Source organism: Chryseobacterium formosum, assembly GCF_026460885.1.
Classification (GTDB): Bacteria; Bacteroidota; Bacteroidia; order Flavobacteriales; family Weeksellaceae; genus Chryseobacterium; species Chryseobacterium formosus.
This window is the reverse complement of record NZ_JAOVZW010000003.1, coordinates 56,745-69,784: the sequence shown is the minus strand read 5'-3', so window position 1 is coordinate 69,784 and position 13,040 is coordinate 56,745. Positions and strand designations below refer to the sequence as shown.

Annotated in this window: 15 protein-coding genes; 14 read left to right on the top strand and 1 reads right to left on the bottom strand. The window is 31.7% G+C overall.

The features are described from left to right. Positions 1-3 precede the first annotated feature (3 nt). The 7 genes from OF897_RS03730 (at position 4) to OF897_RS03700 (ending at position 7,499) form a co-directional block, all read left to right on the top strand. Positions 4-1,713, top strand: coding sequence for a S41 family peptidase (locus OF897_RS03730; RefSeq protein ID WP_267264352.1), 1,710 nt, complete (start codon positions 4-6; stop codon positions 1,711-1,713). 218 nt (positions 1,714-1,931) lie between these two features. Further along, on the top strand, positions 1,932-2,516 hold the full coding sequence (locus OF897_RS03725) for a TetR/AcrR family transcriptional regulator (protein ID WP_267264351.1): 585 nt from the start codon (positions 1,932-1,934) through the stop codon (positions 2,514-2,516). A gap of 72 nt (positions 2,517-2,588) precedes the next feature. Then, positions 2,589-3,326, top strand: coding sequence for an SDR family oxidoreductase (locus tag OF897_RS03720; RefSeq protein ID WP_267264350.1), 738 nt, complete (start codon positions 2,589-2,591; stop codon positions 3,324-3,326). Between the two features lie 193 nt (positions 3,327-3,519). Further along, positions 3,520-4,494 (top strand): SDR family oxidoreductase, encoded by a 975-nt coding sequence (locus tag OF897_RS03715; protein ID WP_267264349.1) that lies wholly within the window; start codon positions 3,520-3,522, stop codon positions 4,492-4,494. Between the two features lie 248 nt (positions 4,495-4,742). After that, positions 4,743-5,534, top strand: a complete 792-nt coding sequence (locus OF897_RS03710; protein ID WP_267264348.1) for a helix-turn-helix transcriptional regulator — start codon at positions 4,743-4,745, stop codon at positions 5,532-5,534. A 118-nt stretch (positions 5,535-5,652) separates the two neighbouring features. Further along, a complete protein-coding gene (locus OF897_RS03705; protein ID WP_267264347.1) occupies positions 5,653-6,354 on the top strand; it encodes a hypothetical protein in 702 nt (233 codons plus the stop codon). An 83-nt stretch (positions 6,355-6,437) separates the two neighbouring features. Beyond that, positions 6,438-7,499 (top strand): tetratricopeptide repeat protein, encoded by a 1,062-nt coding sequence (locus OF897_RS03700; protein ID WP_267264346.1) that lies wholly within the window; start codon positions 6,438-6,440, stop codon positions 7,497-7,499. Between the two features lie 48 nt (positions 7,500-7,547). Here the strand turns inward: OF897_RS03700 and OF897_RS03695 are convergent, their stop codons facing one another. Next, positions 7,548-7,922 (bottom strand): Fur family transcriptional regulator, encoded by a 375-nt coding sequence (locus OF897_RS03695; protein WP_267264345.1) that lies wholly within the window; start codon positions 7,920-7,922, stop codon positions 7,548-7,550. 96 nt (positions 7,923-8,018) lie between these two features. Here OF897_RS03695 and OF897_RS03690 point away from each other — a divergent pair, with 96 nt between their 5' ends. The 7 genes from OF897_RS03690 to OF897_RS03660 all read left to right on the top strand — a co-directional run bounded on the left by OF897_RS03690 (position 8,019) and on the right by OF897_RS03660 (position 12,979). After that, positions 8,019-8,924, top strand: coding sequence for an NAD(P)/FAD-dependent oxidoreductase (locus tag OF897_RS03690; protein ID WP_267264344.1), 906 nt, complete (start codon positions 8,019-8,021; stop codon positions 8,922-8,924). Positions 8,925-9,011: 87 nt separating this feature from the next. Next, complete coding sequence (locus tag OF897_RS03685; protein WP_267264343.1) at positions 9,012-9,470, top strand: hypothetical protein; 459 nt, start codon at positions 9,012-9,014, stop codon at positions 9,468-9,470. Positions 9,471-9,543: 73 nt separating this feature from the next. Beyond that, positions 9,544-10,908: a glycine-rich domain-containing protein gene (locus tag OF897_RS03680; protein WP_267264342.1), complete on the top strand. Its 1,365-nt coding sequence runs from the start codon at positions 9,544-9,546 to the stop codon at positions 10,906-10,908. Between the two features lie 15 nt (positions 10,909-10,923). Beyond that, positions 10,924-11,487, top strand: coding sequence for a hypothetical protein (locus OF897_RS03675; RefSeq protein ID WP_267264341.1), 564 nt, complete (start codon positions 10,924-10,926; stop codon positions 11,485-11,487). A gap of 3 nt (positions 11,488-11,490) precedes the next feature. Then, on the top strand, positions 11,491-11,898 hold the full coding sequence (locus tag OF897_RS03670; RefSeq protein ID WP_323809009.1) for a Crp/Fnr family transcriptional regulator: 408 nt from the start codon (positions 11,491-11,493) through the stop codon (positions 11,896-11,898). A 254-nt stretch (positions 11,899-12,152) separates the two neighbouring features. Then, positions 12,153-12,542: a RidA family protein gene (locus tag OF897_RS03665; protein ID WP_267264340.1), complete on the top strand. Its 390-nt coding sequence runs from the start codon at positions 12,153-12,155 to the stop codon at positions 12,540-12,542. Positions 12,543-12,610: 68 nt separating this feature from the next. After that, the gene (locus tag OF897_RS03660; protein ID WP_267264339.1) at positions 12,611-12,979 is read left to right on the top strand and encodes a hypothetical protein; all 369 of its coding nucleotides are present in this window, start codon (positions 12,611-12,613) and stop codon (positions 12,977-12,979) included. The last annotated feature ends 61 nt before the right edge of the window (positions 12,980-13,040 follow it).

Here is a 13,040-nt window from a genome sequence, read left to right as displayed (position 1 = left end):
ATCATGAAAAAAACATCAATCATAATCATCTTTTTACTATTTCAACATTCTGTTTTTGCTCAGAAAAACCAGTACAATGATTTCATTAAAACATGGAATTTTATTAAATATTATCATCCTGATGTCGCAAGTGGAAAAGTTGATTCAGACAGTTTGTTTTTAAGTACTATTAAAAATATCAGTTCAAAAGACGATTTCAATTCTGTGATTGGTAAGTTATCTGCAAATCTTAACAAGAAATTAACCCATCCTGTTTTGGCTGAAACCTCGAAAGATATTTTAGCGCAAAATCAGAATTTTGATTGGTTTCAAAAGAATAAAAAGATTAGTACAGAAAATAAAAATTTACTGAATAACATCTATAAAAACCGTTTCGATTACGGACTTTTAAAAGAAGGAAAATCAGTCAGTGACGAGAAAAAATATCCTTTTCCAAAAACAGAAAACTTTTCATTGGAATACAGATTATTGACAATGGCAAAAATTCAGGGAATTGTCGATTATCTTTTTCCACACAAATATTTAATGGATAAAAATTTTGATTCTTACTTTAATAATTTACTGGAAGAAGCCGTAAAGTCACCATCACGAAAAGACTTTGAGGTCGTACTTGCTAAAACTGTTTCATACTTCCAGGACAGTCATGCATTTGAATTTTACCGCCAATTGAATTACAGGGACGAAATTTTATTCAACATTTCTTATTATTCACCGTTTGATTTTCAGATCGTTGATGATCATTTGTTGGTAACCAATCTTGTCTTTCGTGAAATTTGTGATAAAGCTCAGATTAAAGTTGGCGACAAAATCACGGAAATTAATGGAAAAAGTATTCCGCAGATCATTAAGGAAAAAAGCAAATTACTTTCTGTTTCCAACCATCAAAAATTATTATATGTTCTTTCAAAATATGAATATAATCTTATTTGGTCTAATAATCTTCCGCAAAAAACCTTAAAAATACAATCCGGTTCTAAGAAATTTTTAACAGAAATTCCATTAATCAACACAACGGATAAATCAAATGTTGCGATTCTTTCGGATTATATAAACAATAAAAATCGTAAGATAGCAAGCCATGGTTTGGCTAATAAAGATATTGCTTACTTTAAAACCAATGAAACTTTGGACTTCATTAATAATGTAGATGATAATAAAATCGATGCGGTAATGGACAGCATTTTGAAAGATGCTTCACAGAAAAAAGCCATCGTTTTCGATATGAGAGCTTATCCGGATTGGGGCGGTTTTGTGTATCATTACATTTATAAATATTTTTCGCCAAAAGAGAATTATTTCGGAAAATATTACAAACCGAATCTGAAAAATATTGGTACTTTTATTTACAAAGATTATGATTATTTTCCGACGATTGAAAATAAAACAACTCATGTTTATAAAGGAAAAGTTTTCATTCTTGTAAATCCCGAAACAAGAAGTGCAAGTGAATGGTATTCTATGAGTTTGCAGAAAATTTTCCCACAATCATTAACGATTGGTCAGCAAACTTCGGGTGGAGACGGAGATTTGGTGAGGGTTAATCTTCCCGGAGATTATGTTTTACCCTTTACAGGGAACGGAATTTTCTATCCTGATAATTCACAGACTCAACAAACAGGAATCAGAATTAATGAATTGATAAAATATAAAGATCAGGATATTCTCGACAATCGCGATCTTGAATTTGAAAAGGTTTTGAATTCTATAAAATAAATATTGTTGGAAAACGAGAACGCACAAGAAATCAATTTTATCGTAGATAAAATCTTTGCGCCTTAAAAAATGTTGTCATTCAAATTCCTTGCGACTTTGCGTTTTCCAACAAACAAATAGTCAGCAAAACTTTATCGACAAAAACTATAAAAGATATTTGAGTTTTTATTTTGTACTAATTAGTACAATTATATACCTTTGTCTCATTAAAATAAAAAATGGCAGGAAGACCAAAAATATTCGATGAGCAGGAAGCGATCCAAAAAGCAACCGAAGTTTTTAGAAATAAAGGCTACGACACCGCTTCTGCAGACGAATTGCTGAATGCCATGGGAATCGGAAAAGGCAGTTTTTATCTGGCTTTCAAAGGTGGAAAACAGGAACTCTATGTTCGTTCCATCAAACAGTTTTCTGAAAATTTTAATAAAAAAATTGGTCAAGTAATTGAAAATTCTGAAGATCAGATTGAATTCATCCGACAGTTTTTTCTGGTTCTTGCCGATGCGGAAGATTGTGACATTGAAAGAGGTTGTTATTTGGGAAATGCATTGGTTCAACTTTCTGAAAAAGATGAAGATATTAAAAGAATCACTGCCGAATTACTAAAAGGTTTGCAGAAAGTTTTTGAAAAAGCTATTAAAAAAGCACAGCAAAACAGACAACTGAAAACACAGGAAGATCCTGAAATTCTGGCTTGGCATTTAACAAATCTCTGGAACGGAATTCACGTAACAAGAAGAATGGAAAGTTCTCCGGAAATCCTTCGTTCGATGATTGAAATGAATCTAAAATTACTAAAATAAAAATTTTTATCATATTTTGTACCAAACAGTACAATACTTAAATTGAATATAAATCAAACTAAAACAACTATTATGAACACAACAAACAACACAATTTTGATCACTGGCGGAGGTTCAGGAATCGGTTTAGAAATCGCAAAAGCATTAAGTCCTGCGAATAAAATCATCATCGCCGGAAGAAACAAAGAAAAATTAGAGGCTGCGGCGAAAGGTTTAGAAAATGTATTCACAATTCAGGCGGATATTACGAATGAAAGCGATATCAACAGATTGTACGAAGAAGTAAAAACCACTTTCGGAGGATTAAATATTTTGATCAATAATGCAGGAAATGCTTATGTTTACAATATTGCGAATGACGGGGATGCTTACAGTAAAGCAGTAGCAGAATTCACAACCAATTATTTTGCGCCGATCAGACTTTCAGAAAAATTTCTTCCTCTTTTGAAACAACAAAATGAAGCAGCCATCGTGAATGTTTCGTCTATCGTAGGATTTGTTCCGGGTTCACATCTTCCGACTTATTCAGATTCAAAAGCTGCTCTTCACTCTCATACAAAATTGTTGAGATACGAACTGGCAAAAGATACCAATGTAAAAGTTTTTGAATTAATGCCACCTTTAGTTGCTACAGATTTTTCCGCAGAAATAGGTGGAAAAGAAAACGGAATTCCGGCTTCAGATGTTGCCAATGATCTTGTAAAAGCGCTACAGGAAGATATTTATGAAATTCGTGTAGGAAATACTGGATTGCTGTATGATAATTTCTTCGCCGCTACAGAAGGCGCTTTCGCTACTTTCAACAATTAAAAAATTTCATCATTCCTGATTGGAATTGATTCCATATATTTTATCTCTCACGGGTTTTTCGTGGGGGATTTTTTATGATAATATAATTTAATCAATTGAATATTTGACCCCCACAACAAACAAAATTTGAACCCTACAACAAAATCTCCATCCCAAATAATCCCCAACTTTGTCCTGTAAAATTTAAATAAAAATGAAAAACGTACAGACAAAAGAAACAGTTTTGGTAACGGGAGCAACAGGATTTTTAGGAGCTCATACCGTTCTGCAATTATTACAGCAAGGTTATGAAGTGAAAACAACACTTCGTTCACTGTCGAAAAAAGACAGCATCATCAAAGCATTGGAAGAAGGCGGAATTACAGATTTTTCTCATCTTTCATTCATTGAAGCAGATCTTACAAGTGATGACAATTGGGACGAAGCCGTAAGAAATTGTGATTTTGTTCTTCACGTCGCGTCACCCTTTCCTGCACAAGATCCGAAAGATGAAAATGAACTCATCATTCCGGCAAGAGACGGAGCTTTGCGGGTTTTGAAAGCGTCGCGTGATGCGGGAGTGAAAAGAATAGTTTTGACTTCTTCTTTTGCAGCGGTTGGTTACAGTAAAGATATTAAAGACCATATTTTCACGGAAGAAGACTGGACAGATGTGAATGCGGAACTTCCTGCTTACATCAAGTCGAAAACAGTTGCTGAAAAATCTGCATGGGAATTCATCGAAAAAGAAGGCAACGGTTTGGAACTGTCGGTTATCAATCCTGTCGGGATTTTCGGTCCTTCAATTGGCGGAATCACTTCTGCTTCATTGGATATTGCGGTTTCAGGAATTTTGAACGGAACATTGAGCTACACTCCTACTTTCACGATGGGCGTTGTGGATGTAAGAGATGTTGCGGAAATTCATATCAAAGCAATGTTGAATCCGAAAGCTGCAGGAGAACGTTTTATTGCGACTTCAGACGGCGTGATGAGTCTTTACGATGTTGCCGAATTGTTCAAAAAAGAAAGATCGCAATACACTGAAAACATTCAAAAATTAGAACCGATCGGCAAAGAATTCTACAAAGAAATGTCCAACGGAAAAGCAAAAACAATCCTTCATTGGAATCCAAGAAGCCGTGAAGAAGCTTTATTAGCAAGTGCAGATAGTTTGATGAATGTTTAATAAAGCTCGTCAATTCGAGTAAAAATTATTTGTAGCAAAGTGGAAAATAATTTTGTATCGAGAATTTTTCATTAAAGACAAATTCTCGATACACTCCATTTCATTTCGTTACTCGAATTGACGAAAATCAAAATCACTTTTAGTAAATTTGAAGGTAATTCCTTAGAAAACTAAGAGTTATATTTTTTTAACTGAAATAAAACTGATTCTTTGCTTCTTTTGTATCAAGACAAAGGAAAAATAATAAAATGAAATTCAACAATATACAATCCTGTCATCTCGGTCCCGAAATATCACCGGAACAATTTATTCCAGAGCATTTCTTTTTGTTTTTGCTTAAAGGATCGATGGTTTCTTATGATGGTTACAAGCATTACTCGATGAAACCGGGAGATTATTGTATTGCAAGGAAAAATCATTTGGTTCGGTATACAAAATATAAAGAAGATGGCGGTTTCGAAAAGGTTATTATTGCTTTTGATGAAGCTTTTCTAAAGAGATTTCTGGAACGCCATCCTTATCAAACGGAACCGACTGACAATAATGATTCTTTTTTATTTATTAAAGAAGATAAGCTAATCAATAATTTTATTCAGTCTTTAGAACCTTATTATAACGGATCTGAACAATTGGATGACACTTTTGTTGATATCAAACGTGAAGAATTGTTGATGATCTTAATTAAAAATAATCCTGATCTCAAAAATATTTTCTTTAATTTCAATGTTCCGCATAAAATTGATCTGGAATTATTTATGAATCATAATTATAAATTCAACATCAGTTTAGAACGTTTCGCTTTTCTTACAGGTCGAAGTTTATCAACTTTTAAAAGAGAATTTAAAGCAATTTTCAATACAAGCCCTGGAAAATGGTTGATAAAAAAACGTCTCGATGAAGCTTATTTTCTTTTGGATAAAGAACATAAAAAAACGACAGATATTTATATAGATTTGGGATTTGAAGACCTCTCCCACTTTTCTTTTGTTTTTAAAAAGGAGTTTGGAATTTCGCCTTCAGAATTAAAAGCTCATTCATAAATTAAAAATCACATTAATTCACCTGTAATTTAACATAACTTTAAATATTCTTCACACTCTTTAGCATCAATTTTGCTTCCACAGAAAAGCATAATTACACCTGTCAATCTATTGAAATATGAAGAATATCGTTTTAATAAGTGCTTTATCAGCATTTACTTTGTGGTCGTGCAGTAAAGAAGATAAGGGTCAAGCTCAATCACAATCAGAAAATACTCAAAATCAAAATACATCAGAAGTTATTTCAGACACCGGTTATAATATGAGCAAAATTCCTGTAACCGATAAATTTCACGGAACATTTCCTTATTTTCAGCTTCCTGAAGGATATACTTTCACAGACCCAAATTCTTATCATGGAGACGGACAAACCAAAGATTTTGATAAAGAATATTTCTACGATCATGGTTCTTACACTTCAATGGAAGGGAAAACTTTTAAAGCCGAAATCAGAGTTTCCGAAGAATTTAAAGATAAAAAATTCTCACCTTTGGAAATTCAGAAAAGCTTTGATGAGCTGATTAAAAATGTCGGTGGTGTAAAAATAAATACAGGTGAGCCATTAAGAGAAGGTGAAGAAGAACGCATTAAAAGAGAAAATCCGGAAGCCTACAACTTAGGGTATATGCATTCTTGCAACAACTGGAAAAATGTAAATACATATATCATCCGAACCGTCGAAAAAACCGTATTTATACAATACAATTTAGGAAAAGAGCAAACCAGCATTACCGTTTTAGAAGCAAAGCCTTTTGAAAACAAAATGTCGATTGTTGGAGAAAAATCCGATAAAGATTCTTTAGAAAAGAATAAAAAATAATTAACTTTTTACAAAATCATAAAACACATTTCGATGTGTTTTTTTATAGAATAATTTATTGATATTTACAGTAAAATCAAACCATGAAAAACAATTATTCAGTCTTATTATTTCTTTTGTTATCACTCAATTTTCATGCACAAAAGAAAACTTTCAAATGTGAAAAAGTATATGATGCTGTAAAACTGATTGACACAGAAAAATATAATGAAGCCATCACAATTTTAAGAGAATGTGAAAAAATAGATCCTAAAGAATATACCTATCCTTATGAAATTGCTTTAGCATACACCAATAATAAGGAACATGAAAAGGCAATTTCTGAACTTAAGCGAATCAAAAATTATGACAATTTAAAAGCAGATTATTTTCAACTTTTAGGAAATAATTTTGATTATCAAGGTAAATCCGAACTTGCGATTGCTACATACGATGAAGGTTTGAAAAAATTTCCTGATGCAGGAAGACTTTATCTTGAGAAAGGTGTTGTTTATGAATCTGAAAAAAAATATAATGAAGCCATTAACAGCTATGAAAAAGGAATATCAGTAAATCCTTCCTACTCTTCAAATTATTACAGAGCTGCAAAGCTTTATCTTCGTTCTGACAATAAATTATCCGGTTTTATTTTTGGTGAAATTTTTGTCAATCTTGAGAGAACTACTAAACGCACCAAAGAGATGAGTAAATTACTTTATGATGGCTACAAAGAAGCAATTATTTTTAAAGATGATAACAATTTAAGTATCTCAATTTGCAAAAATATTTTAATTGATGTAAGTAAATTAGATAAAAATAAGCTTCCGTTATGTTCAATGTTTGAAGCAAATCTACTGCTTTCAACGACAGGTCAAAAAGAGTTTTCTCTCAATTCTTTTGCAAAAATTCGTAGTGAATTTTTAAAAATGTATTTAGAAATAATGAAAAAAGAATATCAAATTGTTTTATTTGATTACTTCAAAAAAATGGATGATAATAAAGTTTTTAACGCCTATAATCATTACATATTCCAAATCGGAGATGAAAGTGCTTTTACAGAATGGATGCAAAAAAACGATGCTGAATATCAAAAATTTGTAACTTGGTATACTCAGGACGAAAATTTATTGATGATTGACAAGAATAATGTTTATGTTTCAAATTAGATAGAATAAATCCTTTAAGAAACCTCTGTAAAACCTACAGAGGTTTTTTTATGCACAATCTTTGCAAATTCCCGTCAAAATACAATTCACACTTTCCACAGAATAGCCTTTTTCTAAGGAAAACTGAACTTCAATTAGCAGACATTCAATCGTTTCACATTTTGTACATCGGAAATGAAAATGATGATCTGCCAGTTTTTTCTCTTCACATTTAATGCATACTGCAAAATATTGTTTCCCATCTTCGGCTACAATTCGATGAAGGACTCCGTCTTCACAAAACCTATTTAGAACACGATAAACAGTTGCTCTATCGATATTAATATCGACTTTTTTCATAATAGTTTCCTGACTCATTGCTTTTTTTGAATCTGTTAAAACATTTAAAACAGCATCTTTTGTGGGTGTACTTCTTCTTATCATTTTATTAATGCGAATATGTTGCAATAATAAAAATTTATTCTAACTTTGACAAACTTTTCAGGGAAGAATATTTCATTAAACTTAAAAATCAAAAAAATGAGCGAAAAACAATACGAAGTAATCATCATCGGCGGAAGTTATTCTGGACTTTCTGCAGCAATGGCTCTAGGAAGATCATTAAGAAAAGTTTTGGTGATGGATAGTGGAAAACCTTGTAACGACAAGACTCCACATTCTCATAACTTTTTGACCCAAGATGGAAAAACTCCAAAAGAAATTGCGTCACTTGCTAAAAAACAAGTTGAAGAGTATGATACCATAAGTTTTTATTATGGAAAAGCAATCGACAGTAAAAAAACTGAAGATGGTTTTGAAATCACACCCGAAAACGGAGAAACTTTCAGCTCGAAAAAACTCATTATTGCAACCGGAATTACCGACGAAATTCCGGAAATCAAAGGTTTTGCAGAATGTTGGGGAATCTCGCTGATTCATTGTCCATATTGTCACGGTTACGAATACAAAGGCAAAAAAACGGGAATTATTGCCAATGGAGACAAAGCCATTCATATCGCTTCTCTAGTGAAAAATTTAACTGATAATGTTACTGTTATCACGAGAGGAACAGCCAATTTTACTGATGAGCAAAAAGAAAAGCTTCAAAGAAATAATATTCAGATTATTGAAAGCGAAATTTCAGAATTAAAACATCAAAACGGAATGATTGAAAGCGTTATTTTCTCAGATGGAAAAGAAGTTAATTTTGAAGCAGTTTATGCTGCTTTGCCTTTTCATCAACATTCGGAAATTCCAAAACAATTAGGCTGTGAGTTTACAGAATTTGGTCATATCAAAACAGATTTCATGCAGAAAACAAATATTCCAGGAGTTTTTGTCTGTGGCGATAATTCCTCGATGATGCGTTCGGTTTCTAATGCTGTAATGACGGGAAATGTTGCCGGAGCAATGGTGAATATGGAACTGGTGACGGATTGTTTTTAATGATAATAAATCTTCAATTCATTTTTGTAGTTTTGAATAATTGAATAGGCCAAAGAATAAATTCAAATAAATAAATTAAACAATAAAATGTCCGAACAATTTATTAAACGTGCCTTAATCGGTGCTGTTACTTTTCATGAAATCAATCAAAAAATTATAGACTGGAACTATTCTGATATCGAAGGGGAAGGTTTTTATTACAAACTTCTTTCTGGAAGATATGGCCATGTAAAACTGAAAATATCAAAAATTGAAAATTTTGAAAACATAATTATTGAGTGGAATGATACTGCACAAATTCCTGAAGAGTTCAGAGAAATAATTCTTAAGACTTTAGGTTTTTTTATTTCTTACATTGAAGGTTTAAAAGGTAAACAGCAATCATTAAAAATTGAAATCATTGACGGGAGCTCTCATTCTGTAGATTCAAGTAATTTAGGGTATGAAATCGCAACAAAATTTGCTTTACATGATTGTTTTGGAAATCTGAAGAAAGAAATTTCAGAATCTGATAGAAAATTGATTGCAAGATTTAAAGAAAAGTAACAATTTTATAAATAAAAGCTGAACGCTGTTTCATAACTAAATTTACTTATCTTTAAGTTCAATATTCAAAAACATGATGAATAAAGATCTTTGGGGAAAAATTGAGAAGTTCGACTTTGACCATTCTCCCAGTGAGTATGATTTTACATTGAGATTGGCTAACGAAAACTACTGGACTCAAAATTTCACTCAGCAAGCGATTTTGGAATACAAAAAATTCATGTATTTGGCTGCGGTTTCAGATATGATGGTTTCGCCGTCGGAAATTGTAGATACAGTTTGGCATCAACATCTTATTTCCACCAAATCTTATCATGAATTTTGCCAAATTTTAGAAAAGCAGATTCAACATATTCCTTCTACGCATAATAAAGAAGATTTTCAAAAATTTAAACTCGCAAAAGAACGCACAACAAAGTTATACGAAACTCATTTTGGACATCAGCCTGAAAATATTTGGAATCATTCAAATCCTTATGAAAGTATGAATTTAAAGAAATCAAAATTCAAGGTGAGAACTGCAATAATTGTTGGAATTTCAGTATTTATTACATTAGCAATTCCGCTTTACTTTTTGTTGAAACCACTATATTACAGCATAAAAAATCCCGATTTTATTCTTTTATATTTAGGTTTAATTATTATTTCAGTTATTGGTTTGGAATGGTTGAATCGAAGAAAATTTGAAAAAATCATCAATTTATTCGACAAAGATTCTTTTGTATTTAATCTTAATCCTTACGAACTGATCTATTTCAAAAACGGAAACATCAGATCCATCATCAACGGAAATGTAAGTGAGTTGATTGACAATGGCTCAATAAAAATAAATGCGGACAAAACAATCAGCACCAACGAATTAACTTTCATTAAATCTAAAGAACACGAACAGATTATTGAGTTATTAAAAGATCTTGGGAAAACTTCTTATCCTAATTTTTCGTCTCAACTTCTCTTAAAACCTGTATTTTCGAACATTTTTAAATCGATGGATGCCTTGAAAAAATATTTTATTCGTTCTAAGTTTTTATCCAATTTATTTGTTCTGAATTTTATTGTTTTTCTCGCGTTGATTATGCTGGGTTTTCTTCGAATCGCAACAGGAATTTTGCGGGATAAACCGATTTTCCAAATAAGTTTTGCGGTAATTGTATTAATCCTTTTTATGATTGGTTATTTATTCAGGCTTACGAATTTATTCAGTTTAAAATTTTTACCCGATTTATATAAAACAGTAATTTTACCCAAAAGAAACACCAATAATGATTGGCAATGGAGCTATTTTCTGATGGGAACAGCAGTTTTTACAACTTCATTTATTCCGCTAACGAACCGTACAACATCAGATGGTTCAGGTAGCAGTTGCGGAACCTCATCATCCGATTCATCTTGCGGCGGAAGTTCTTGCAGCAGTTGTGGTGGTTGTGGTGGAGATTAATTTTAAATTTAAAATATGAAAAAGATAATTCTATTATACTCAACAGCTCTTTTATTGGCAACTTTTTCCTGCAAATCTGAAAATAAAGAAACTGAAAAACCGATTAAAAATACTGAACAGATTTCTGAGTCTAAAACTATTGAAAAGCCAATTCCAGAAAAAGATAATCAGGAAATTAATTGGTCGGAATACAGCAACTTGGCTCCAATTGAAATTAAGGATGCCCATAATAAAGATGTTTTCAAAAAATATGGAATCGAATTTACCGGAAATTGTTATGCATGTGATTTAGCCGAATTTAAAATCAACAAAAAGAATTTTGATATTGTAAGTTTATGTGAAAAAAATGATTTTTACAGATACAAAGATTTCAAGTATGAAAATTCGGGAAACAGTTTAAAAATAACGACTTCAGATGCTATTTTCATTTTCACTAAAGTTGAAAATGAACCTATCTATAAACTTACTATTGAAGGCAAAAAGCCAGTACTCAAAAATAAAAGAATTTCAGAATATTATACTCCTCAAAGTCTGGTTGAAAAATTCGAGGAGCATGATTGTGGAGATTTTCAAGGGTAAAATATGAAGGAAGTTCTCAAAAATCATATTCAGAAAACAATTAATCTCTCAGAAGAAGAATTGGAGAAAGCTTGTTCTTTTTTCAATCAGAAAATTTTCAAGAAAAAGGATTTCATCATCAACGAAAATGATAAAGTCGACGATGTTTATTTTATCATTTCTGGTCTTGTAAAGCTTTCTTTTAATGACAGTGAAGGTAAAGAACATATCATTTCTTTTGCAATGGAAGATTGGTGGGAAACCGATTATGCGGCATTCTATACGCAATCAAAAGCTACTCAATCCCTGCAATGTTTAGAAGATACTGAAGTTTTAAAACTTTCTTTTGATGCTTATCAACAACTTTTGACAGAGCTTCCAAAAATGACCGATTTTTTCTTGAAAAAAAGCAATCGGTGGACATATTTCTAATCAAAGAAGGATTCTTTCTTTGATGACAATGAGCGCAAAAGAACGATACGAACAGTTTCTGAAATATTACCCTACTCTCATTCAACGTTTGCCAAAAACTATTTTATCAGCTTACTTAGGGGTTTCCAGAGAAACATTAAGCAGATTGTATTTAGAATCAGGTTTAAAAAAGCCTTAAATAGTGATATAGGTCACAGCATCAATTTCCCCATTCTGACGAACTTTGTTCCATAATTAAATTAAAATATTTCAACATGGAAAAAAGAATCATCAACCCGTGGACGTGGCAAGACGAAAGAAATTATGTACAAGCCGTAGAAGTAAAAAATGTTCAGAGCACATTGTATGTTTCCGGGCAAACCGCAATTAGCGACGAAGGAGTTTCGAGCGATGCAGATATGAGAACGCAAATCATCAAAACCTTTGAAAATATTGAAAAGGTGATCTTGCAGGCTGATTTTGAAGTTAAAAATATTGTACGACTAACTGTTTACACAACAGATCATCCAGCATTTTTTGAGAATTTTGACATTTGGCAAAACTGGATTACAAAACATGAAATTCAGCAAGCAGCTACCGTAATTGAAGTAAAAACTTTGTTTGAAACCCTGAAAGTGGAAATGGAAGCGACAGTTGTGAAGTAATTTTTAATTTACAACGTCTTAAAAACTAGAATCTGTTAAAATACCGGTAAAACTTAATTATATTCTAAATGATAATATTTATAAAATATTTGAATATATTTTCTGTCATAGCATATTCTTTCATTATGCTAATAGGGCAAATGATACCAATTCCTTTTATTATATGGTTAAGTTTTACTGTATTTGACTTTGGAAATATAGATCAGCTTTTTGCTTTTTCAGGTCTTGTAGGAATGATTTTAAATCTAGTAAAATCTAAGTATGAAATTTTATTTTCATTATTAAGTGTAGCTTTGATGATTACTGCTGTTGCAAGCAGACTAATGTATGTATTTGCAGAAGCTCTAAATTATCCTGCTTTTACAATTCCATTTTTTACTTTTATTATCACTCAAGCTTTATTGATAATTCTAAAAATGAGAATAAAAAATCCTTAAAACATAAAATTGAAAAACAAAAAAGCCCCGAAACCAAAATTTCGAGGCTTTTTTTATATAA